The 22,326-nt window shown below is 71.9% G+C and carries 16 protein-coding genes; 13 read left to right on the forward strand and 3 right to left on the reverse strand.

Going from position 1 to position 22,326, the window contains the following annotated elements; translation table 11 throughout:
- Genes PKF00_RS27860 through PKF00_RS27880 form a run of 5 tightly spaced genes read left to right on the forward strand, consistent with a single transcriptional unit; the run spans position 1 to position 9,160 of the window.
- The gene (locus PKF00_RS27860; RefSeq protein WP_271220662.1) at positions 1-990 is read left to right on the forward strand and encodes an RnfABCDGE type electron transport complex subunit D; all 990 of its coding nucleotides are present in this window, start codon (positions 1-3) and stop codon (positions 988-990) included.
- A complete protein-coding gene (locus PKF00_RS27865; RefSeq protein ID WP_271220614.1) occupies positions 987-6,767 on the forward strand; it encodes a type I polyketide synthase in 5,781 nt (1,926 codons plus the stop codon). Before PKF00_RS27860 ends, PKF00_RS27865 begins: the two co-directional genes overlap by 4 nt.
- 2 nt (positions 6,768-6,769) lie before the next feature.
- Positions 6,770-7,198 carry an acyl-CoA thioesterase gene (locus PKF00_RS27870; RefSeq protein ID WP_271220615.1) on the forward strand — a complete coding sequence of 143 codons (429 nt, stop codon included), beginning with the start codon at positions 6,770-6,772 and terminating at the stop codon, positions 7,196-7,198.
- A gap of 25 nt (positions 7,199-7,223) precedes the next feature.
- A complete protein-coding gene (locus PKF00_RS27875; protein WP_271220616.1) occupies positions 7,224-7,760 on the forward strand; it encodes a flavin reductase family protein in 537 nt (178 codons plus the stop codon).
- Positions 7,757-9,160, forward strand: coding sequence for a cytochrome P450 (locus PKF00_RS27880; RefSeq protein ID WP_271220617.1), 1,404 nt, complete (start codon positions 7,757-7,759; stop codon positions 9,158-9,160). Before PKF00_RS27875 ends, PKF00_RS27880 begins: the two co-directional genes overlap by 4 nt.
- Positions 9,161-9,321: 161 nt before the next feature.
- Here PKF00_RS27880 and PKF00_RS27885 read toward each other — a convergent pair whose 3' ends face one another.
- Positions 9,322-10,092, reverse strand: coding sequence for a helix-turn-helix domain-containing protein (locus PKF00_RS27885; protein WP_271220618.1), 771 nt, complete (start codon positions 10,090-10,092; stop codon positions 9,322-9,324).
- 526 nt (positions 10,093-10,618) lie between these two features.
- On the opposite strand from PKF00_RS27885, the gene PKF00_RS27890 reads away from it, so the two are divergent.
- The 3 genes from PKF00_RS27890 to PKF00_RS27900 all read left to right on the forward strand — a co-directional run bounded on the left by PKF00_RS27890 (position 10,619) and on the right by PKF00_RS27900 (position 13,957).
- Positions 10,619-11,188, forward strand: coding sequence for a DUF5987 family protein (locus tag PKF00_RS27890; protein ID WP_271220619.1), 570 nt, complete (start codon positions 10,619-10,621; stop codon positions 11,186-11,188).
- Positions 11,185-12,840, forward strand: a complete 1,656-nt coding sequence (locus tag PKF00_RS27895) for a GMC family oxidoreductase N-terminal domain-containing protein (protein WP_271220620.1) — start codon at positions 11,185-11,187, stop codon at positions 12,838-12,840. Before PKF00_RS27890 ends, PKF00_RS27895 begins: the two co-directional genes overlap by 4 nt.
- An 82-nt stretch (positions 12,841-12,922) precedes the next feature.
- On the forward strand, positions 12,923-13,957 hold the full coding sequence (locus PKF00_RS27900; RefSeq protein WP_271220621.1) for a carboxymuconolactone decarboxylase family protein: 1,035 nt from the start codon (positions 12,923-12,925) through the stop codon (positions 13,955-13,957).
- 239 nt (positions 13,958-14,196) lie between these two features.
- Here PKF00_RS27900 and PKF00_RS27905 read toward each other — a convergent pair whose 3' ends face one another.
- Entirely contained in the window at positions 14,197-14,757 is a 561-nt protein-coding gene (locus PKF00_RS27905; RefSeq protein WP_271220622.1) for a hypothetical protein, read from the reverse strand.
- 227 nt (positions 14,758-14,984) lie between these two features.
- Here PKF00_RS27905 and PKF00_RS27910 point away from each other — a divergent pair, with 227 nt between their 5' ends.
- Positions 14,985-16,046: an NAD-dependent epimerase/dehydratase family protein gene (locus tag PKF00_RS27910; RefSeq protein ID WP_271220623.1), complete on the forward strand. Its 1,062-nt coding sequence runs from the start codon at positions 14,985-14,987 to the stop codon at positions 16,044-16,046.
- A 164-nt stretch (positions 16,047-16,210) separates the two neighbouring features.
- Positions 16,211-17,752, forward strand: a complete 1,542-nt coding sequence (locus tag PKF00_RS27915) for an acyl-CoA carboxylase subunit beta (protein ID WP_271220663.1) — start codon at positions 16,211-16,213, stop codon at positions 17,750-17,752.
- 73 nt (positions 17,753-17,825) lie between these two features.
- Here PKF00_RS27915 and PKF00_RS27920 read toward each other — a convergent pair whose 3' ends face one another.
- Positions 17,826-18,518 carry a TetR/AcrR family transcriptional regulator gene (locus PKF00_RS27920; RefSeq protein ID WP_271220624.1) on the reverse strand — a complete coding sequence of 231 codons (693 nt, stop codon included), beginning with the start codon at positions 18,516-18,518 and terminating at the stop codon, positions 17,826-17,828.
- A gap of 82 nt (positions 18,519-18,600) precedes the next feature.
- Between PKF00_RS27920 and PKF00_RS27925 the strand changes: the two genes are divergently transcribed.
- The 3 genes from PKF00_RS27925 (at position 18,601) to PKF00_RS27935 (ending at position 22,285) form a co-directional block, all read left to right on the forward strand.
- The gene (locus PKF00_RS27925) at positions 18,601-19,842 is read left to right on the forward strand and encodes a carotenoid oxygenase family protein (RefSeq protein WP_271220625.1); all 1,242 of its coding nucleotides are present in this window, start codon (positions 18,601-18,603) and stop codon (positions 19,840-19,842) included.
- Positions 19,843-20,221: 379 nt separating this feature from the next.
- On the forward strand, positions 20,222-21,967 hold the full coding sequence (locus PKF00_RS27930; protein WP_271220626.1) for a non-ribosomal peptide synthetase: 1,746 nt from the start codon (positions 20,222-20,224) through the stop codon (positions 21,965-21,967).
- A gap of 78 nt (positions 21,968-22,045) precedes the next feature.
- A complete protein-coding gene (locus tag PKF00_RS27935; RefSeq protein WP_271220627.1) occupies positions 22,046-22,285 on the forward strand; it encodes an MbtH family protein in 240 nt (79 codons plus the stop codon).
- The last annotated feature ends 41 nt before the right edge of the window (positions 22,286-22,326 follow it).

The following is a 22,326-nucleotide window of genomic DNA, read 5'->3' on the forward strand; positions in this document are numbered from 1 at the left end:
ATGTCTGACAAGGCGCCGACCCCCCCGAGGCACGACCCGAAAGTCATCATCGCGCTGCGCAACTTCGCGATATCGATCACGGTGTTCAACACCGTCGGCTACGTCCTCCTCGGGTTCGAGCAGCCGTGGCTGTGGCCCTTCATCGCCCTGGCCACCGGCTACACCGTGGAGATCGTGCTGGAGTACATCGCCGCCCGCGTCGAGGGACGCGCGCCGCGCTACGCGGGCAACGGCAAGCGCGGCATGGTGGAGTTCCTCTACCCCGCGCACATCACCAGCCTCGCCATGAACATGCTGATCTACGTCAACGACCAGGTCCTGGTGCTGATCTTCGGGGTCACCGTCGCGGTCGGCGCCAAGTGGGTGCTCAGGGCGCCGGTGCGCGGCAAGCTGCGGCACTTCATGAACCCGTCGAACTTCGGCATCGCGGTCATCCTGATGATCCTGCCCTGGGCCAGCATCGCGCCGCCGTACCACTTCACCGAGAACGTCGACACCTGGATCGACTGGCTGATCCCGGGGATCATCATCCTCGGCGGCAGCATGATCAACGGCAAGCTCACCGGGCGGATGCCGCTGATCGTCGCCTGGGTCGGCGTCTTCGCCCTGCAGTCGATCGTACGAGGCCTGTTCTTCGGCACCTCGATCTCCGGCGCCCTGGGCACGATGACCGGTGTCGCCTTCATCCTCTTCAGCAACTACATGATCACCGACCCGGGCACGAGCCCGTCCAGGCCGGCGGCGCAGATGGTCTTCGGCGGCGGCGTCGCCCTGACCTACGGCTTCTACACCGCCGTGCACATCCCCTACGGGATCTTCTTCGCCACCGCCACCGTCTGCCTCATCCGCGGCGTCTTCCTGTGGTCGCTGTACCTGGTCGACAAGGCGCGCGAGCAGCGGGCGGCCCAGGAGCGCCGCGCGGCGGGCGAGACGCTCGCCCAGGACGCCCCCGCCCATCCGAACACCGGGAAAGAGGTCGCCTCGGTATGAGCAGGATCGCGATCGTCGGCATGGCGTGCCGTTACCCGGATGCCGCGTCGCCGAGAGAGCTGTGGGAGAACGTCCTGTCCGGGCGGCGCGCCTTCCGCAGGCTGCCCGACGTGCGCATGCGGCTCGAGGACTACTGGGACGCCGACCCGGCGACCCCCGACCGCTTCTACGCGCGCAACGCGGCGGTCATCGAGGGCTACGAGTTCGACCGGGTCGGCTACAAGATCGCCGGCAGCACGTACCGCTCCACCGACCTCACCCACTGGCTGGCGCTCGACACGGCGGCGCTGGCCCTGGCCGACGCGGGCTTCCCGAAGGCGGAGGGGCTGTCGAGGGAACGCACGGGCGTGATCGTCGGCAACACCCTCACCGGCGAGTTCGCCAGAGCCAACCTGATGCGTCTGCGCTGGCCGTACGTGCGGCGCACCGTCGCCCTCGCGCTCAAGGAGCAGGGCTGGGACGACGACGCGCTGGCGACCTTCCTCGACGGCCTCGAGGCCACCTACAAGAACCCCTTCCCCGCCCCCGACGAGGACACCCTGGCGGGCGGCCTCTCCAACACGATCGCGGGACGGATCTGCAACCACTTCGACCTCAAGGGCGGCGGGTACAGCGTCGACGGCGCCTGCTCCTCGTCGCTGCTGTCGGTGGTGACGGCGTCCAAGGCGCTCATCGACGGCGACATCGACGTCGCCCTCGCGGGCGGGGTCGACCTGTCCATCGACCCGTTCGAGATCGTGGGCTTCGCCAAGACGGGAGCCCTGGCCAAGAGCGAGATGAGACTGTACGACCGCAGGTCGAACGGCTTCTGGCCGGGCGAGGGCTGCGGGATGGTCGTGCTGATGCGCGAGCAGGACGCCCGGGACGCCCGGCACCGGATCTACGCCACCATCGCGGGCTGGGGTGTCTCCTCCGACGGCAAGGGCGGCATCACCAGGCCCGAGGTCAGCGGGTACCGGCTGGCGCTGCGGCGGGCCTACGAACGGGCGGGCTTCGGCATCGAGACCGTGGCCATGTTCGAAGGCCACGGCACCGGCACCGAGGTCGGCGACAGAACCGAGCTCACGGCGCTGACACAGGCCAGGGCGGACACCGGGCACACGGGCTCCCGGGCCGCGATCAGCTCGATCAAGGGAATGATCGGGCACACCAAGGCCGCGGCCGGGGTGGCCGGGCTCATCAAGGCCGTGATGGCGGTGCACCACCAGGTGCTGCCGCCGACCACGGGCTGCGTCGAGCCCCACCCCGTGCTCGAGGAGGAGACGGCGCAGCTGCGGGCACTGCGCAAGGCGGAGCCGTGGCCGACCGGCGCCCCGGTGCGCGCGGGCGTCACCGCCATGGGCTTCGGCGGCATCAACACCCACGTGGTGCTGGAGAAGGCGGGGCCGCGCAGAAGCGTCCCGCTCGACACCAGGACCAGGGCGCTGGCCTCCTCGGTCCAGGACGTGGAGCTGCTGCTCCTCGACGGGGGATCGCTGCCCGAGTTGCGCGAGCGCCTGGCCGGCCTCGTCGACTTCGTGCCCGCCCTGTCGTACGCGCAGCTCGGCGACCTGGCGGCCACCCTGCAGCGCGAGCTGCGCGGCCTGCCGTACCGCGCCGCCGTCGTCGTCTCCTCACCCGAGGACGCGGAGCGGCGGCTGCGCCGCGTGCTCGAGGCCCTCGACAGCGGGGAGGTCCCCCTGTTCGCGGCGGACGGCCGCAGCTTCCTGGGCCACGTGAGCGGGCCTGGCAGGATCGGCTACCTCTTCCCCGGCCAGGGGTCGGGGCGCGGCACCAGCGGCGGCGCGTTGCGCAGGCGCTTCGCCGAGGTCGAGGAGGTCTACGTCAAGGCCGTGCTGCCCACCGAGGGCGACATGGTCGCGACCGCGGTCGCCCAGCCGCGCATCGTCACCGGCTCGATGGCCGGTCTGCGCGCCCTGGCCATCCTCGGCGTCGAGGCGAGCGTCGCGGTCGGCCACAGCCTGGGCGAACTGTCCGCGCTGCACTGGGCGGGCGCGATGGACGAGGAGACCCTGCTGAGGGTCGCCGCCCTGCGCGGCAGGGCCATGACCGAGCACAGCGCCTCGGGGACCATGGCGGGCATCGCGGCGTCCGCCGACACGGTGTCCGTCCTGACCTCCGGCCTGCCCGTCGTGATCGCCGGATACAACGGGCCCCGGCAGACCGTCATCGCGGGACCCGGCGACGCCGTGCAGGCCGCGGGGCGCAGAGCCGTCGCCGAGGGCCTGCAGTGGACGCCCCTGCAGGTCTCGCACGCCTTCCACTCGCCGCTCGTCGCGCCCGCCGCGGAGGCCCTGGGCGCGAGACTCGAGGAGGAGGAGTTCGGGCAGGTCGGGCTGCGGGTCGTCTCCACGGTCACCGGGGAGGCGCTGAGGGAGGGCGCCGACATCCCGGCGCTGCTGCGCAGGCAGATCACCGACCCGGTGCTGTTCGCCCAGGCCGTCGAGCTGGCGGCCAAGGACATCGACCTGTTCGTCGAGGTCGGTCCCGGACGGGTGCTCAGCGGGCTGGTCGGGGAGGTGACCGACGTGCCCGCTGTCGCGCTGGACACCGACGACGAGTCGCTGGCCGGGCTGCTGCGGGTGGTCGCGGCGGCATACGTGACGGGCGCCCCCGTCGTGCACGAGGCGCTCTTCCACGGGCGGCTGGTCAGGCCGCTGCGGGTCGGCCAGGAGTTCACGTTCTTCGAGAGCCCCTGCGAGCAGGTGCCCGAGGTCCAGGTGCCCGTCGCCGTCCGGCGGACCGAGACGGTCGTCGCGCCCCCGGCGGGGCAGGACGCGGAGGCCTCGGGAGAGGCGGCCGTCGACCTGCTGCGGCGCCTGGCCGCCGAGCGCGCCGAGCTGCCGATGGACATGGTGCGCGTCGACAGCCACCTGCTCGACGACCTCCACCTGAGCTCGATCACGGTGGGGCAGATCGTCAACCAGGCGGCCCAGCGCATGGGCCTTTCGTCGGCCCAGACGCCGACGAACTTCGCCACGGCGACCGTGCTCGAACTCGCCGAGGCGCTCGACGCGCTGGCCGAGACCGGTCAGGCCACCGACACGGGCCCAGGGCGCACGGTGACCGGCGCCGCCGCCTGGGCCAGGCCCTTCGCCCTCGACCTCGACGAGCTCGCGCCGCCCTCGGCGCGCGCCCGCGAGGACAACGGCAGGTGGCTGCTCCACACGACCGGCGACCACCCGTTCGCCGAGGCGCTGCGCCGCGAGCTCGAGGGCGCGGGCGTCGGCGCGGGCGTCCTGGTCTGCCTGCCGCCCGACTGCGCGGAGGCGGACCTGGAACACGCCCTGCTGGGCGCGAAGGCCGCGGTCGCGGGCGGCCCCGGCGGCCGGTTCGTGCTTGTGCAGCACGGCCGGGGCGCGGCGGGCCTGGCCAAGACGCTGTCGCTTGAGGCGCCTCACCTGCGCACCACCATCGTGCACGTCCCGGCGACGGAACGGGCGGTCGGCTGGGTGGTCGACGAGGTCGCGGCGACCACGCGCTACGCCGAGGTCCACTACGACGCCGACGGCGTACGGCGGGTGCCGACCCTGCGCGCGATGCCGGTGACCCCCGCCCGCGTCGCCCAGCCCCTGGACGGCTCCGACGTGCTCCTGGTGACCGGCGGAGGCAAGGGCATCACCGCGGAGTGCGCGCTGGCGCTCGCCACGGACAGCGGCGCCAAACTCCTCGTCCTCGGCCGCTCCGACCCGGCGCGGGACGAGGAACTGGCGGCCAACCTGCGGCGGATGGCCGACAGCGGGGTGAGCGTCAGATACGCCATGGCCGACGTCACCGACCCGGACCAGGTGCGTGCCGCGGTCACCGAGGCGACCGCCGAGACCGGAGCGGTCACCGCGGTGCTGCACGGCGCGGGACGCAACGAGCCGGGCGCGCTCACCGGCCTGGACATGGCCGCGTTCCGCCGGACCTTCGCCCCCAAGATCGACGGCCTGCGGGCCGTGCTCGACGCGGTCGACCCGGGGACGCTGCGCCTGCTCGTGACGTTCGGCAGCATCATCGGCAGGGCCGGACTGCGGGGAGAGGCGCACTACGCCACGGCGAACGAGTGGCTGGCGAGCCTCACCGAGGAGGTGGCCCTGCGGCACCCGGGGTGCCGCAGCCTCTGCATGGAGTGGTCGGTCTGGTCGGGGGTCGGCATGGGCGAGCGGCTGGCCGTCGTCGAGTCGCTGTCCCGTGACGGCGTCACCCCCGTCACCCCGGACCAGGGCGTGCAGATCATGCGGCGGCTGGTCGCCGATCCCGACGCGCCGACCGTGGTGGTGATCAGCGGGCGCACGGAGGGCATCGACACCGTCCGCTACGACCTGCCCCCGCTGCCGCTGCTGCGCTTCGTCGGCAGGCCGCTGATCCGCTACCACGGCGTCGAGCTGGTCACCGAGGTCGAGCTGAACGCCGGGACCGACCTCTACCTCGCCGACCACCACCTCGACGGAAACCTGTTGTTCCCCGCGGTGTTCGGCATGGAGGCGATGACCCAGGCGGCCGTCGCGGCCCTTGGGCCCGCCGGGCTGCCGACGATCGAGCGGGCCGAGTTCCTGCGGCCCATCGTGGTGCCGCCGGACGGTTCCACGACGATCCGGATCGCGGCGACCGTCACCGGCGACGACACCGTCGAGGTCGCCATCCGCAGCGCGGAGACGGGCTTCGACGCCGACCACTTCAGGGCGCGGCTCCGCTTCCTGGGCGAGGCGGCGCCGCAGGGGCCGCCGGACCAGGTCGGTGAGGGGCTGCCCGAGGTGCCGCTGGACCCGGCGACCGACCTGTACGGCGAGATCCTGTTCCAGGGCGGGCGTTTCCAGCGCCTGCGCCGCTACCACCGGGCGGCGGCCAGGCACGTCGACGCCGAGGTGGCGGCGGTCGACGCGGCGGACTGGTTCACCGGCTTCCTGCCCGGAGACCTGCTGCTGGGCGACCCGGGCATGCGTGACGCGCTGATGCACGGCAACCAGGTCTGCGTGCCGGACGCCACGCTGCTGCCCTCGGGCATCGAGCGGATCCACCCCGGCGGGGCCGCGCTGGCCGAGGCGGGCGAGCTGCGCTACTGCGCCACGGAACGGCACCGCGACGGCGACACCTACATCTACGACATCGCCGTGCGCACCGCGGCGGGAGAGGTCGTCGAACGCTGGGAGGGCCTGAGCCTGCGGGCCGTGCGCAAGGGCGACGGCCGCGGCCCCTGGGTGGCCCCGCTGCTCGGCCCCTACCTGGAACGCACGCTGGAGGACCTCGTCGGCGTGCGGGTCGCGGTCGCCGTCGAACCGCACGGCGAGGGCCGTCCTGAGGGCGCCGGCGAGCGCAGGGCGCTGACCGCCCTGGCCGCCGGGCGCGCGCTCGGGCATCCGGCCGAGGTCCGCTACCGTCCCGACGGGCGTCCCGAGATCGACGGAGGCAGGACGATCTCGGCGTCCCACGGGGCGGGGGTGACCCTCTGCGTCGCGGCCCTCGGCACGGTCGGCTGCGACGTCGAGCCGGTGGTCGACCGGTCAGGGGAGACGTGGGAGGGGCTGCTCGGCTCGAACTTCCGTCTCGCCGAACTGGTCGCCATGGAGCTGGGCGGCAGCCTGGACGCCGCGGCGACGCGGGTGTGGGCGGCCGCCGAGTGCCTGAGGAAGGCCGGCCTGCCACAGGGCGCCCCGCTCACCTGGACTCCGGCGAGGCGGGACGCCTGGACGGTCTTCGCCTCGGGAACCCTGCGGATCGCCACGCTCGTCACAAGCCTGCGGGGCCTGCCGGAGCCGGTGGTGTTCGCGGTCCTCACCGAGGGGCGGTCGTAGGCATGGGCAACTACTTCGAGTATCTGCACACGGTCGGTTTCGAGGAGACCAACATCGTCGGCAACGTCTACTACGTCAACTACCTGCGCTGGCAGGGACGTTGCCGGGAGATGTTCCTCAAGCTCCACGCGCCGGACGTGCTCGCCGACCTGCAGGCCGACCTGAAGCTCTTCACGCTGAAGGTCGACTGCGAGTTCTTCGCCGAGATCACCGCCTTCGACGAGCTGTCCATCCGGATGCGCCTGGTCGACCTCGCCCAGACCCAGCTCGAGTTCAGCTTCGACTACGTCCGGCTCGACCTGGGCGAGCGGGAGACGCTGATCGCCAGAGGCAGGCAGCGGGTGGCGTGCATGCGCGGGCCGAACAGCCGCACCGTCCCGTCCAGGGTCCCCGAGTCGCTGACCCGCGCGCTCGAACCGTATCTGTCCTAGGACCGGGCCCAACTGGGAGATCAGCATGAGCGTCAATCCTGAGCCGTCCCGTGAGGTGACGGACCCGAAAGCGATGCGACGCGCGTTCGGGATGTTCGCCACCGGCGTCACCGTGGTGACCGTCGGCGGCGGCACCCCGCACGCCATGACCGCGAACTCCTTCACGTCGGTCTCGCTCGACCCGCCGCTCGTGCTGGTCTGCGTCGGCCGCAGCGCCATCATGCACGGCTGCCTCACCGAGGAGGGCGCCTTCGGCGTGTCCGTTCTCGCCGCCCACCAGGAGCCCGTGGCCAGGCATTTCTCCAACCGCTGGCGGACCCTGGGGGCGGCGCAGTTCGACACCGTCGACTGGCTGCCCGGCTCGCTCACCGGTGCGCCGCTGCTCGAAGGCACACTCGCCCGCTTCGAGTGTGAGCTGTGGCGCACCTACGACGGCGGCGACCACTCGATCTTCATCGGAAAAGTGCTCTCTCTGGAGCAGCGGGACGACCAGGACGCCCTGCTGTTCTTCCACGGCAGGTTTCGTCAGATCACCCCAGATCGGAGCGAGGTGACGGCATGAGTCTCACCAGACGACGTGCTGAGGCCGTACCAGGAAAGCCGGCCACGGCGCGGGGCGCTCGCCCGGCGCCGCCGGGGCCGCCGCGCAGGGCGGCGATGGGCCTGTTCGTGAAGCTGATCCGCGACCGGCTCGCGCTGATGACGTCGGCCGCGGAGCAGTACGGCGACGCGGTCCGCATCTCCCTCGGGCCGAAGACGCTCTACTTCTTCAACCACCCCGACCACGCCAAGCACGTGCTGGCCGACAATAGCGGCAACTACCACAAGGGGATCGGGCTGGTCCAGGCGCGCCGCGCCCTGGGAGACGGGCTGCTGACCAGCGAGGGCGAGCTGTGGCGCAAGCAGCGCCGGATGATCCAGCCGGTCTTCCAGCACAGGCGGATCGCCCAGCAGGCCGGCGTCGTCGCCGAGGAGGCGGCGAGGCTGGTGGAAAGGCTGCGGGCGCACCAGGGCGGCGAGCCGGTCGACGTGCTCCACGAGATGACGGGGCTCACCCTGGGGGTGCTCGGCCGCACCCTCCTCGACGCCGACCTCGGCGCCTTCGGCTCGGTCGCGCACTCGTTCGAGGCCGTGCAGGACCAGGCGATGTTCGAGATGGTCACGCTGGGCGCGGTGCCGATGTGGCTTCCCCTGCCCAAGCAGCTGCGTTTCCGCAGGGCCCGCAGGGAGCTGCAGCGGGTCGTCGACCGCCTGGTGGCCCAGCGCACGGCGCGCGGCGAGCGGGACGGCGACGACGTGATCTCCCGCCTGATCGTCTCCACGGAGGAGGAGCGCGATCCCAGGGTCGGCAGGCAGCGGATGAGGGACGAGCTGATCACCCTGATGCTCGCGGGTCACGAGACGACCGCCAGCACCCTGGGCTGGACCTTCCACCTGGTCGACCGGCACCCGGAGGTGTGGGACAGGCTGCACGCGGAGGCGGCCGAGGTGCTCGGCGACCGGCGGCCGGTCTATGAGGACCTGCACCGGCTGAGGTACACGGCCATGGTCGTCGAGGAGGTCATGCGGCTCTATCCGCCCGTGTGGATCCTGACACGCCAGGCCCAGGCGGACGACGAGGTCGGCGGCTACCACGTGCCCGCCGGGGCGGACGTCCTGATCTGCCCCTACACGCTGCATCGGCACCCGGGCTTCTGGCAGGACCCCGAGCGCTTCGATCCGGAACGGTTCGATCCCGGCCGGGCCTCCGCCCGCCCCCGGTACGCCTACATCCCCTTCGGCGCGGGACCCCGGTTCTGCGTCGGCAACAGCCTCGGCATGATGGAGGCCGTCTTCGTGATCGCGATGATCGCCAGGGACCTCCGTCTGGTGGGGGCGCCGGGGCGGGAGGCGGTCGCGGAGCCCATGCTCTCCCTCAGGATGCGCGGAGGGCTGCCGATGACGGTTCACCCCGTGGGGTGACGCCGCCGCGCCACGGCGCCTCCCAGGCGGCGTCACGGCGTGTCCCGGGCGGCGCCACGAGCGGGACACGAGGTGACGCCGCTGGAACGGCACGGCGCGCCCCGAAGACGACGACGGCCGCAGGCTTCCTTGGCTGCGGCCGTTTCCGGTGGGTCACAGGATCAGCTCGCGACCGAGTTGAGCGCCACGAGGCGGACGTCGAGCAGAGCGAGCAACACCGGGGGGTCGAGGGTGCCCATCGGGCGCAGCTGCACGTCGGCGGGCTTCACCACGACGTCGCGTCTCACCGTGATCGGTCCGTAGCCGCCGACGTACAGCGACGGGTCCCGGTTCGTGCCGCCGACCACCTTCTCGCTGCCCGGGGTCACGGAGTGGGCCAGCAGGTGCCAGGTGCCCTGGGGCACGTCCTCGAGGACGTACGGGCCGGGACGGCGCAGCACGGTGCACCGGACCGGGGGACCCTGCGGGATGCAGGTGGGGAACAGGCCGACGAAAATGAGGCCGCACTGGCCCGAGGGCGGCGCCCAGACCTTGCCCTGGACGGTCGCCAGTCGCGCCTCCTCCTCGTCTGTCCTGTCGCTGGTGAGGATGAGCGGGGCGAAGCCGCCGTGCTGGCGGTAGGTGGTGGGCGCGAGACCGACGCAGCTCTTGAACCGGGAACTGAAGGTGCCGACGCTGGAGTAGCCAACCTGGATGCTGATGTCCGCGACGCTCAACGAGGTGGAGAGAAGGAGCCGCTTGGCCTCCTGGAGCCGCAGGGCCGACAGGAAACGCCCCGGGGAGATGCCGGTGACCTGCCGGAACACCCGGGAGAAGTGAAACTTGCTGAACATCGCGGTGCGAGCCATGTCGTCGATGGTGAGCTCATCCCCGAGGCGCTCACGCATGGTCTCGATAACCCGCCTGACAGCTTTCTCAAGAACTTCCTCCATCGTTCCTCTCCATTTGTTGAAAATTCATCCACATGAACGACGAGAAAAGTGTGCATCAAATTGACCTTCAACCTCTGTGTAGGTTTTACCGCTGTATTTATTTGCCCCCGAAAGCTTCCATATGCCCGTCGAACGACTAATGAAATGATCGGCATCAATATTTCTAAATCAACATCTGACCGCTGTCAACTGTGGTAGTGATGCATGCTTACCGTGTCTGAGCTGCTACTCTAGGTTGTGTACGCCGGTAATCGGGTATTAGTGCGCCGCTGAAAAGACCCCGAAAGAGGCTTGACAGGACGGCAATTCAGAAGATGCGTCCGATGCGACTTCGCTCGGACGATGGATCAGACCAGATTGGAATTCGATATGCGAGTTCTATTTGGTCGCAGATCTTGCCGCGCCGGGCATGGGCCACAGCAGTCCCTGTCCGTCGCCGGGTCCCGTCCGTGAAACGAGGTCCGGCCGACGCGCCGGCTTCTCCGCGGCTCACGCCGCACCCCTTCGCCGACAGGAGGAAACGCCGGTGAAACCGGGCATCCCAGACGAAGAACAGGTCAGGACGATGACGCTGGAGGCGTTCGCGGACACAATCGTCCCCGGTGAGAAGCGCTCACCCGACGACAGGGCGGTCGCCGGCGCCGCGGAGGGGGGCGGCGCGGTCGTGGCGGGCGCCGTCGAGCTGCTGGAGACCCCCGCGACCGGGCTGGCGCCCGCGCTGGGCGACTTCGCGCGGCTGCTGAACAGGCACGCGCAGGCGTACGCGGGCCAGCACGGACTCGAACTCGACCCCACGCTGCCGCCGTTCGTCGCCCTGTCGTTCCCCCACCGCACCGCCCTGGTGGGGGTGCTGACCGCCCCGGGCCACCCGGAGCGGGAGGTGTGGGTCAGCATCGCGCTGTTCAGCAACATGGCCTTCGACACCGCCGCGCACATGCACACCCTCGACGCGATCGCCGCCGGGCATCCGGGCCTGGCGTCGATGGGCTTCGCCATGCCGGACTCCGACGGCCTGTGGCGCTTCTCCGACTACTCCTACGGACGAAAGCTGGCCAGCCTCCACCCGAGCACGACCCCGACAGGGAGCCCAGCATGACCAGTACGGAAACGACGGACATCCTCGTGGTCGGCAGCGGCTTCGGCGGCGCGATCGCGGCCTACCATCTCGCCGCGGGCGGCGCGCGGGTCGTGCTGCTGGAGCGCGGGCCCTGGCTGGAGGGCGAGGACTTCGAGCACGACTTCAAGCTCGGCTCGTCCTACACCCGGATCTTCGACTTCGTCGTCGGCGACGGCATGAGCCTGCTCGGCGGCAACTGCGTCGGCGGCGGCAGCGTCGTGTACTTCGCCGCCATGCCCCGCGCCCCCCGGTTCGTCTTCGAGCGCAAGGGCAACATCGGCAGGCGGATGTGGCCCTCGACCATCAGCCGCGACACGCTGGAACCCTGGTACGACCGCGTGGCCGAGGCGCTGCCGGTGACCCGGCAGGACTGGGACTCGGTCACCTACTCGGGCGGCCTGTTCGCGGCGGCGTGCGCGCACGCGGGACGCACGGCGAACCCGGTGCCGGTCGCCATCGACGGGGACAGGTGCACGAACTGCAACTGGATGATGGCCGGGTGCCGCTTCGACGCCAAACGCTCACTGCTGTTCAACTACCTGCCCGCGGCCGTCGCGCACGGGGCCGAGATCAGGCCGATGCACGAGGTGCAGCACCTGTCGCGGACCGAGGACGGCGGTTACCGGGTGCACTACACCGTCGTCGACGACGAGGACTACCGGGTGCACACCGGTAGCGGGACGATCGACGCCAAGATCGTCGTACTGGCGGCGGGCGCGGGCGCCACGCCGGTGATCCTGCAGCGTTCCGAGGGCGCCCTCGGCGCCATGCCCGCCGCGGTCGGCAGGTACTTCTCCGGCAACGGCGAGCGGCTCAACACCGCCATCCTCGATGAGGACCGGGTCCGCGACCTGCTGGGGCTGAGCCGCGGCGACGGGGCGGCGTACGGCGCCTCCCAGATCGGCAAGGGCCCGTGCGTCGCGAGCTGGGACCGGCTGGACGGCACGCTGCCCGAGTACTCCCGCTACTCGCTGGAGCAGCTCTACTTCCCGCCGGGCTTCGGCACCATCCTCGCCCAGGTGCCGGACGCGAGCGGCCCGACCTGGTTCGGCGTCGAGAAGAAGGAGATCGTACGGCGCTGGCAGTCGTGGCTGACCATCTTCACGATGAGCGAGGACGACAACGAGGGGGTCTTCGGGCCGCCTCCGGCGACCGGCAACGCCGAGCGCATCTCGCAGCAGATGCTCGGGCGCGGCCCCATCCGGTACAGGCCGACCGCGAACACGCTGCGCGGCTGGGCGCAGGCGGACGCCGAGGTGCGGGACATCATGGAGCGTGACGGCCTGTCCAGGGTGATGCCGTGGACCAACGACGTCGTGGGCGCCTACACCGTGCACCCGCTGGCGTCCTGCCGCATCGGCGACGACCCGAACACCTCGGCGCTCGACGACCGGCACGAGCTGCGCAACCACCCGGGCATCTTCGTCACCGACGGCTCCGCCGTGCCGGGAGCGCTGACGGTCAACCCCGCGATGACCATCGCGGCGCTCGCCGAGCGCGCCATCCCGGGCATCGTGCAGGCCGCGCGGCAACGCGGCGTGGAGGTCACCTACGGGGCCCCGTCGCCGGACGGCGCCACGAGCGGCAGGCGCGGAGCCCTCCCGTTCGTCTCCGGCCTGGTGCGCAAGTAACGCCGAGCCGCCGCCTCCCGCGCCTTCGGGGGCGGGCCGGCCCGTCTCCAGATCCTGACCAGTCGACCCCAGGGAGCGTGCGATGGCCGGGGCACTCGTCCGCAGGGCACTCCGCAGATCACTGGACCAGGTCCGTCACGTCTCCCCGGTGCGGCCGGCCGCGGCGCGGGGCCTGGTCGCCGACGTCTACGCGCGCTCCGAGCGGGAGTTCGGCATGCTCGCACCGCCGGTCGCCCTCCACTCGCCCGCCCCCGAGGTCCTCGCGGCCTGCTGGATGATGCTGCGGGAGACCCTCCTCGCCGAGGGGCGGGCGGGGCGGGCGGTCAAGGAGGCGGTCGCGACAGGGGTCTCGCTCGGCAACACCTGCCCCTACTGCGTGGGGGTGCACAGCGCGACCCTGCAGGGCCTCGTCGGGGGAGGGGGCGCCGGGGACGGCGAGGTCGAGCCGGTCACGGCGTGGGCGCGGGCGAGCGGGGTCAGGCGGGAGGCGGCCCTGCACGGGCGGCCGTTCCCCCAGGAGCAGGCCGCGGAGCTCGTGGGGGTCGCGGTCACCTTCCAATACCTCAACCGCATGGTCAACGTGTTCCTGGACGACACCCCCCTCCCGCCGCGCGTGCCCGCCGCGGCGCACGGGGGGCTCATGCGGGTGCTCGGCTGGTTCATGCGCCTGACGGCGCGCGAGGTCCGCGAGCCGGGCGCCTCACTGGACCTGCTGCCCGCCGCCCCGCTTCCCGGCGACCTGTCCTGGGCCGCGGGCGCGCCGAACATCGCGGGCGCGTTCGCCCGCACGGCCGAGGCGGTCGAGGAGGCGGGCCGCCGCTCCGTTCCCGAGGCGGTGCGCGACCTCGTCACGGCCAGGCTGGCCGGATGGGACGGCGGCCCCGCCGGCCTCGGCAGGGCCTGGGCCGACGACGCCGTGTCCGGCCTGCCGGTCGCGCAGCGGCCCGCGGGACGGCTGGCCCTGCTGACGGCCATCGCCTCCCACCAGGTCGGCGGATCCGTCGTGGACGATTTCAGGGCGGGCGGTCCCGACGACGGCGCCCTGATCGAGTTGACCGCGTGGGCGAGTCTGGCGGCGGCGCGGAGGATCGGCGGCTGGATGTGCGGTGAAGAATGACTCCGCTCTTTGCGAGCAATCTTCATGTCAATTCCTCGGTCAGAAAGAGACCGTCTCGACATTCGACGGACACCCGCCCGCCGCCAATGTCTGGAAAACGTCGTCGGCCCGGTCCGCGTAGGCGGCCGGGCCGACGTTCGCACGGGTGACATTCACCGGGAGCGGAGGGAATTCGTCACGCGAATCGCGGACGGGACGCGAATCGGCCCGGCGTCCCACGCCGCCGGGCCGCGCTCTTGTCAGGCGCGGACCGCGCAATTGCAGCTCATGGCCGCGCGCTCCGACTCACGCGGACGGCGGTGGAGGACCATCGCCACCACCATGGGGACGAAGACGACCGCGTTGTAGAACAGGTGCAGCTCGACCCGGGGGAACGCGAGCTGCAGGATGCTCGTCGGCACCGGCCTGCCCAGCAGGTGGTTGCCGGTGAGGGCCTGCAGGAGCAGCAGCAGGTGCTCGAGGTGGTGCCAGACCTGGATGCCCAGCGAGATGTTCCACCAGGTCCTGGAACGTCCGGTGAAACCCTTCCTGAGCAGGATGAGCCCGACGAGCATGAGCAGCGCGTAGCCGTAGTGCATCCACTCGGAGGTGACCAGCCACGGGAACGGGCGTCCCAGCACGCCTCGCGCCTCGGCGGCCGGCCAGCCCAGGGCGTATATCTGCACCGCCTGCGCCACGTGCTCGGCCCAGTGGGCCACCACGATCACCAGGAAGACGTTCAGCCAGGTCTTGTGCTGCGGGCCGTTGACGACGGCCATCCTTCCGGGAAAGCGGCCTGTGGAAGCCGCCTCAGAAACCATGCAGAAACCCTCGCTCTCCTATTGGTTCACCTCGATTAATGCCCATAATGGACATTCTCCTCACATCATCGCCAACCGTAGCAGCGTCAATCAGATGGCTCTTCTTCAGGATTGCTGGATTTGTCCCATGCCGGACGATAACTCCGGCCCGTTGAAAGCACAATGGGAGAAGACAATTCGATCTCCGCTCCTGCACGCTTGGTGCGAAGCGCCCAGTGATTCCGCCCATGAGCGAGGTATTTCTGATGCTGGTGAGCGTGACAGGCGGCACCGGGTTCGTCGGTTCCCACTCGGTCGCGGCGTTCCTGAGGGCGGGCCACCGGGTCCGGCTGCTCGTGCGCGAGCCGTCCGGTGTCGACCGTGCCCTGGCCCCCTTCCGGCTCGGCAGGGACGCCGTGGAGGTGGTCGTCGGAGACGTCCTCGACGTCGAGGCCGTCAGCCGTGCCGTGCGCGGCGCCGACGCCGTGCTGCACGCGGCCTCGGTCTACTCCTTCGACAGCAGGCGGTACGCGAGCATGCGACGGACGAACGAGCGGGGCACCGAGGTCGTGCTGGAGGCCGCGCGCGAGGCCGGAGCCGACCCGATCGTCCACGTCTCCAGCGTCGCGGCCCTGTTCCCCGCCCGGGGAAGGGTCGTCCGCGAGGACACGCCGGTCGGCAGGCCCCGCGAGACCTACATGGCGAGCAAGGCCGCGGCCGAGGCCGTCGCGCGCAGGCACCAGGCGGAGGGGGCTCCGGTGGTGATCACCTACCCGCCCGCCCTGCTCGGCCCGCACGACCCCAAACTCGGCGACCAGACCGCCAGGCTCAGAGACGTCCTGCGGGGGCTGATGCCCATGTGGCCGCTCGGCGGGCTTCCGCTCGGCGACGTCCGGGACACCGCCGCGCTCCACGCCGCGCTGCTCGCCTCGCGCGGGAACGCCTCGAACCGCTACTTCGGCCCCGGCCACTACCTGTCCACCCGGCAGTACGTCCAGGCGGTGCGCGAGGTCACGGGACGTCCCCTGCCGACGATCTTCCTGCCGGCCCGCGCGATGATCCCGGTCGGCCTGCTGGCCGGTCTCGCGCAACGCGTGTGGCCGTGGCACATCCCCGCCGAGTACGGCGCCGTCTACATATGCGCCTGTGCCACGCGGGTCGACGAGAACGCCGACACCCACGGGATCGTCCCGCGCCCCGTCGCGGAGACGGTCGGCGACACCGTGCGCTGGCTGCGCGGGCAGGGGCACCTGTCCGCGCGGCAGGCGGGGGTCGCCGGTGAGGACCTGTCGCCGGTGACGGCGTCGTGACCGGGGAGGCCACCGTGAGCCAGCGGACCGAGCGGCAGACCACCTCCCCGGACGACCCGGACGTCTTGAACGACCCGGACGTCCCCGTGCCACAGGGGGGCGGGGAGGAGCGCGCCAACGGCCGTCACGCCCCCTCGGGGCCCCCCTCCCCGCCGGCGCGCTCGATGAGCCTGCTGCGTGAGCGGCAGCGCGGGCTGCGCGGCCGGATCGCCGCCGGGTCCCGCGGCGCGGTCGACCGGCAGCGGGCGCTCGGCAAGCGCACGGCGAGGGAACGGCTGGAGCTCCTCCTGGACGAGGGGTCGTTCACCGAGATCGACATGTACCGCCGCCACCAGGCCCACGGCCTGAAGGTCGGCGAGCAGCGCCCGCACACCGACGGGGTGGTCGCGGGCTCCGGCACCATCGAGGGCCGCAGGGTGTTCGTCTACGCCCAGGACTTCACGATCTTCGGGGGGTCGCTCGGCCAGGCGCACGCGTCGAAGATCCACAAGGTGATGGACCTGGCGATCGCCACCGGCGCCCCTCTCATCGGGCTCAACGACAGCGGGGGCGCCCGGATCCAGGAGGGGGTGATGGCCCTGGACGGGTACGGCGGGATCTTCAGGCGCAACGTCCAGGCGTCCGGTGTGATCCCCCAGATCAGCGTCATACTGGGCCCGTGCGCCGGGGGAGCGGCCTACTCGCCGGCCCTGGCCGACTTCACCTTCATGGTCCGTGACACCGCGAGGATGTACCTGACGGGGCCGGACGTCGTCGAGGCGGTCAGCGGTCAGCGGGTCACCCACGACGAGCTCGGCGGAGCCGAGGTCCACGGCGGCCGCTCAGGGGTGGCGACCTTCGTGCACGACGACGAGGAGAGCGCCCTGGAGGACGTGCGCTACCTCGTCTCGCTGCTTCCCAGCAACAACCTGGAACCGCCGCCGAGCGAGCCGCCGCGCCAGGCGGGCACGGATCACCGGCCCGGGTTCGCCGAGATCGTCCCGGTGGAGCCGAACAAGCCGTACGACATGCGCTCCGTCGTCGCCGAGCTGGTCGACGACGGCGAGTTCCTCGAGCTGCAGGAGGACTGGGCGCGGAACGTCGTCTGCGCGCTGGCCCGTGTCGACGGCGAGGTGGTCGGCCTGGTCGGCAACCAGCCCATGGTGCTCGCGGGCGTGCTGGACGTCGCCGCGTCGCAGAAGGCGGCCAGGTTCGTGCGGTTCTGCGACGCGTTCGGCATCCCGCTGGTGACCCTGGTCGACGTGCCGGGCTTCCTGCCCGGGACGGACCAGGAGCACGCGGGCATCATCCGGCACGGAGCCAAGCTGCTGTACGCCTACTGCGAGGCGACCGTGCCCCGCATCCAGGTCATCCTGCGCAAGGCGTACGGCGGCGCGTACATCGTGATGGACTCGCGTTCCATCGGAAGCGACCTGTCGCTCGCCTGGCCGACGAACGAGATCGCGGTGATGGGCGCGGAGGGGGCGGTGAACGTCATCTTCCGCAAGGAGCTGGCCGCGGCCGCCGACCCCGAGGAGCTGCGCTCCGAGCTCGTGGCCGAGTACTCCGAGCAGCTCATGCACCCGCACTACGCCGCCGAGCGCGGCCTGGTCGACGACGTCATCGACCCGGCGGAGACGCGCGCCGCGGTGGCGCGCGGGCTGGCCATGCTGCGCAACAAGCGGCAGACGCCGCCCCAGCGCAAGCACGGGAACATCCCGCTGTAGACCCCGCCGTGGAACGTCACCGCCCCCCGCGGGTCCCGCGGGGGGCGTTCTCCGCGGACCCCGTCGTGGCGCGTCACCCCTCCGCCGCCGGTTCCTCCCCCGCGGCTCCCGAGGCCTCGACCTCGTCGCGCATCCGCTCCCTGGACAGCGCCACCGAGCTCGCGGCGGCGTCCAGGGCGTCGCCCGAGCTGACCATCAGGGCGGTGAGCTGGGCCTCGAAACAGCGGTCCGCGTCGTAGGGGGCGATGAGGTAGTCGCCCAGCTCGAGGGTGACCAGTCCGTGGATCGCGCTCCACATCTGGTGCGCGACGAGCTCGGCGTCCTCCGCCCTGAACCGGCCTGCCTCGAAACACCGGGTGGCGCACTTGACCACGTTGCCCAGGGTGTAGCGCCCGTGCTGGCGGTCCTCCTCCGTCAGGGAGAACCCGGCCAGTGAGGAGCCGCCGAACATCACCGCGTACAGGTGCGGGTTGGCCAGGGCGTTGTGTCGGTAGGCCCTGCCCAGCAGCGCCATGTCCGCCACCGGGTCGTCGGTCTGCCGCACGTGGGTGAGGTGGCGCTGCAGGCGGGCGAACCCCTCGTGCACCATCTCGCGAACCAGCCCGCTCATCCCCCCGAAATGGGTGTAGACCGCCATCGTCGAGCTGTCGGCCTCGGTGGCGAGCCTTCGGGTGGACAGGGCCTGGGGGCCTTCCTCGGCGAGCAGCCGGGCGGCGATGTCGACCAGCACGGGCCGTGTCCTGGGATCGGCTCGACGAGGACTCATGTTGACAGTATTACATAACGGCGATATGTTTTAAGCACAACACTGTTATGGATTTGCTGGCCTCGCCCCGAGGAGGCGCCATATGGCCGCCCCAGCCCGCGCGTCCCATCCGGCACCGGCGACGGCGTTCCCGGTCGCCGACCGCCCGTCGTCGCAGGAGCGGCTGCCCGTCGAGGGCGTGCTCCCCGCCGATCTGGACGGGTGTTTCCTCCAGGCGTTCCCGCATCCCGCCGAGGCGGGCAGGCCGGGCGGCGGATTCGTCCTCTCGGGGATCCGGCTGGGCGGCGGGGAAGCCACGCGCCACCGTGCGAGGACGACGGCGAGGCACGAGACCCCGCTCGGCCCCCTGCCCGCACTGGCCCCCCCGATACGGCTGGCCCGCACCGTCACGGGCGCGCCGCGGACGCCCGGTCACGTCACGCTCGCCCGCCCCGTCCGCGACCCGTCGACGCGCGAGTGGCACACGGTCGCTTCCTACCCCGGCCTGGGACACGCGGAGCACCTGACCGCCGGCCCCGACGGCGTCGTGTCGCGCGCCCAGCCCTTCACGCTCGACGGCGCGCCTCTCATGCACGCGGTCGCGTTGACCGGGCGGCACGTCGTCGTGTTCGACCTGCCCGTGGTCTACCGTCACGCGGCCGCCCTGGTCGGGGCGCGCCTGCCCTACGCCTGGCGGCCGGACAGGCCCGCGCGCGTCGGCCTGTTGCCTCGCGAGGGAACGGCGGAGCCCCGCTGGTTCCCGGTCGACCCCTGCTACGTCTTCCACGCGGTGAACGCCTACGAGGAGGAGGGCCGCGTCATAGTGGACGCGGTCCGGCGTCCACGGGCCTTCGACGCCACGCCCGACGCCTCCGACGTCGCCCCCGACGCCGCCTCTGCGGCCCAGGAGCGGCCGGACCTGTGGCGCTGGACGTTCGACCTGGCCACCGGCGCGGTGCACGAGCGAGCGCTGGCCCCCGGCTGGGAGACGGCCCTGGCCGACGAGCGGGTGTGCGGCCGCGCGCACCGCCACGTGTTCGGCTCCCGCGAAGGGGCGGCCGGACCGGAGCTCGTCCGGCACGACCTCGTGACCGGCGGGGTCCAGGCGTACGAGCTCGGCCGGGGCCTGCGCGCGGGCCGGCCCGTCTTCGTTCCGCGGCACGGCGGGCAGCACGGGGACGCCGAGGGCGACGGCTGGATCCTCGTCTTCGCGCACGACGACGCCCACCGGCGTGGCGAGCTGCTGGTGTTCGACGCGCTCGACCTGCCCGGCGGGCCGTACGCCGCCGTCCGCGTTCCCGACGCCTCGCCCGAGGCCTACCGCGCCGTGTGGCTGCCCGCCTGAGGAACGGCAGGATCCGGCGACCGCGCGCCTGACGGGCGTCGCCGGATCCTGCGTTCCGCGCGCCCGGAACCGGCCGAGGCCGCCTGCCGGATCCTGTCCGTCAGGGCCTGGCCCGCACCCGGTGTGAGCATCGCAATCCGGGAGATGCGCTGTACGGCGGGCGAATGTGACGCTCGATACGAAGGCAAGACTCCGCCGGTGATGGGAGAAGGCGGCGTGTGGCCCGCCATCGCGTCCGCCGCTTTTCGTTTCACCGCCGAGACTCCCGCCCGCCGCAGGCACGCGAAGGGCGCCGGGTGATCCGGTACGGCGGGCCGCGCGACGCCACCGGCCTCACCCGCGCGGGCCGCCACGGGCAGTGAACGGATTGGAGCACGTGATGGTTTCCTCTTCCATTCAGGAGCGGTTCGCCGCTCAGGCCGGCCGGACGCCGGACGCGACGGCGGTCTCCTCGGACGACGCCCGTCTGACCTACCGGGAGCTGGACGAGCGGGCGAACCGGCTCGCGCACCGGCTGCTGGAGCTGGGCACCCGCCCCGAGGCGCCGGTCGCGGTGCTGATGGAGCGCTCCGTCGACATGGTCGTGGCGATCCTCGCGGTGCTGAAGACAGGGGCGTTCTACCTGCCGCTGCACAGCGCCCACCCACTGGAACGCATGCAGTGGATCATGGACGACGCCGGCGGCCCTCTTCTCCTCGCCGACGAGGTCATGCGCGCCCGAGGCCTTCCCCTGGGCGGCCAGGTCGTCGTCGTCGAGGGCGGCAGGGAGTCGCAGGCGTCGTCCGCGTCCGATCCGGGGGTGGCCTCCCACCCCGACCAGCTGGCGTACGTGATGTACACCTCGGGCTCCACGGGCCATCCGAAGGGGGTCGGCGTCACCCAGCGGGGCGTGCTGGGGCTGGTGTCCGACCCGTGCTGGGACGGCGGGCGGCACGACCGGGTGCTGATGGTCGCGCCGCACGCCTTCAGCGTGTCGACCTACGAGCTGTGGGTGCCCCTGCTGCGCGGCGGTCAGATCGTCGTCGCGCCCCCCGGAGTCCTCGACGTCGGCACCCTGCAACGGCTCGTCGTCGACGAGGGGATCACCGGCCTGCATCTGACGGCCGGGCTCTTCCGGGTGGTCGCCGAGGAGGCGCCCAAGTGTTTCACCGGGGTGCGGGAGGTGCTGACCGGCGGGGACGTGATCGCGCCCGCGGCCGTACGGCGGGTGCTCGAGGCGTGTCCCGACACGGTGGTGCGGGCCATGTACGGCGCCACGGAGACGGCGCTGTTCGTCACCAACGGGCCGATGACGGCTCCGTACCTGGCGGAGGGCAGCGTGCCGGTCGGCCGTCCGTTCGACGACCTCCGGCTCCACGTCCTCGACGAGAACCTCACGCCCGTCCCGCAGGGCACGGTCGGCGAGCTGTACGTCGCCGGCGAGCGCCTGGCGCGCGGGTACGTCGGCAGGCCCGACCTGACCGCCGAGAGCTTCGTCGCGAACCCGTTCGCGGGCTCGGGCGAGCGGATGTACCGTACCGGCGACCTCGTGCGCCTGACCCCGCGAGGGTGGGTCGACTTCGTCGGGCGCGCCAACGACCAGGTGAAGATCCGGGGGTTCCGGGTCGAGGTGGGTGAGATCGAAGCCGTTCTGGCCGAACACCCGGGACTCGCCCACGTCGCCGTCGTGGCACGGGAGGTCGAGCCCGGCGACAAACGGCTGGCCGCCTACGTCGTCCCCGAGTCCGGCGACGCCGACGTCGCGGCCCTGCGCGAGCACGCGACGCGCTCGCTGCCGGACTACATGGTGCCCGCGGCCTTCGTCGTGGTGGCCGCCCTGCCGCTGACCCCGAACGGGAAACTGGACCGGGGGGCGCTGCCCCCGCCCGACTTCGAGAGCCTCTCGGCCTACCGGGCTCCCCGCGACGCGACGGAGGAGACCCTGTGCGCCCTCTTCGCCGAGGTGCTGGGCGTGGCGCGGGTGGGCATCGACGACAGCTTCTTCGACCTGGACGGGCAGTCGCTGCTGGCGATGCGGCTGATCAGCCGCATCCAGGCGGTGCTGGGCGAGGACCTGCCGATCAGCGCGCTGTTCGACGCCCCCACGGTCGCGGGTCTGGCCGAACGGCTGGGGAGCGGTGCGTAGCGGACGCCCCGCCTTCGCGGCCTCCTGCCCCGTGCCGCCCGCCGGGACATCCGAGACGGAGACAGGAAGAGGAACACGATGACGAACCCCTTCGACGCCCCCTCAGAGACCCACTCCGCGGTGGGGGACGGCGCCTACTCCGTGCTGGTCAACGCGGAGGGCCAGCACTCCCTGTGGCCCGTCTTCGCGGACGTGCCCGCGGGCTGGACCGTCGTCCACGGCCCCGCGCGACGCGACGCCTGCCTCGAATACGTGAACGCGCACTGGACCGACATGCGGCCGCGCGGCCTCGCGGCCCACCTGGACGCCTCCGCCTGAGCCTTCACCCACGGACACAGCCGGCGACTGGCCGCGGTCGC

This window comes from Streptosporangium carneum, assembly GCF_027922005.1.
Taxonomy (GTDB): Bacteria; Actinomycetota; Actinomycetes; order Streptosporangiales; family Streptosporangiaceae; genus Streptosporangium; species Streptosporangium carneum.

Coding starts and splice junctions, on each gene's coding strand:
- PKF00_RS27930 (WP_271220626.1), top strand. CDS start 20,222: ATGGTTTCCTCTTCCATTCAGGAGCGGTTCGCCGCTCAGGCCGGCCGG.
- PKF00_RS27865 (WP_271220614.1), top strand. CDS start 987: ATGAGCAGGATCGCGATCGTCGGCATGGCGTGCCGTTACCCGGATGCC.
- PKF00_RS27895 (WP_271220620.1), top strand. CDS start 11,185: ATGACCAGTACGGAAACGACGGACATCCTCGTGGTCGGCAGCGGCTTC.
- PKF00_RS27860 (WP_271220662.1), top strand. CDS start 1: ATGTCTGACAAGGCGCCGACCCCCCCGAGGCACGACCCGAAAGTCATC.
- PKF00_RS27885 (WP_271220618.1), bottom strand. CDS start 10,092: ATGGAGGAAGTTCTTGAGAAAGCTGTCAGGCGGGTTATCGAGACCATG.
- PKF00_RS27870 (WP_271220615.1), top strand. CDS start 6,770: ATGGGCAACTACTTCGAGTATCTGCACACGGTCGGTTTCGAGGAGACC.
- PKF00_RS27875 (WP_271220616.1), top strand. CDS start 7,224: ATGAGCGTCAATCCTGAGCCGTCCCGTGAGGTGACGGACCCGAAAGCG.
- PKF00_RS27900 (WP_271220621.1), top strand. CDS start 12,923: ATGGCCGGGGCACTCGTCCGCAGGGCACTCCGCAGATCACTGGACCAG.
- PKF00_RS27920 (WP_271220624.1), bottom strand. CDS start 18,518: ATGAGTCCTCGTCGAGCCGATCCCAGGACACGGCCCGTGCTGGTCGAC.
- PKF00_RS27935 (WP_271220627.1), top strand. CDS start 22,046: ATGACGAACCCCTTCGACGCCCCCTCAGAGACCCACTCCGCGGTGGGG.
- PKF00_RS27880 (WP_271220617.1), top strand. CDS start 7,757: ATGAGTCTCACCAGACGACGTGCTGAGGCCGTACCAGGAAAGCCGGCC.
- PKF00_RS27915 (WP_271220663.1), top strand. CDS start 16,211: ATGAGCCTGCTGCGTGAGCGGCAGCGCGGGCTGCGCGGCCGGATCGCC.
- PKF00_RS27905 (WP_271220622.1), bottom strand. CDS start 14,757: ATGGTTTCTGAGGCGGCTTCCACAGGCCGCTTTCCCGGAAGGATGGCC.
- PKF00_RS27925 (WP_271220625.1), top strand. CDS start 18,601: ATGGCCGCCCCAGCCCGCGCGTCCCATCCGGCACCGGCGACGGCGTTC.
- PKF00_RS27910 (WP_271220623.1), top strand. CDS start 14,985: ATGAGCGAGGTATTTCTGATGCTGGTGAGCGTGACAGGCGGCACCGGG.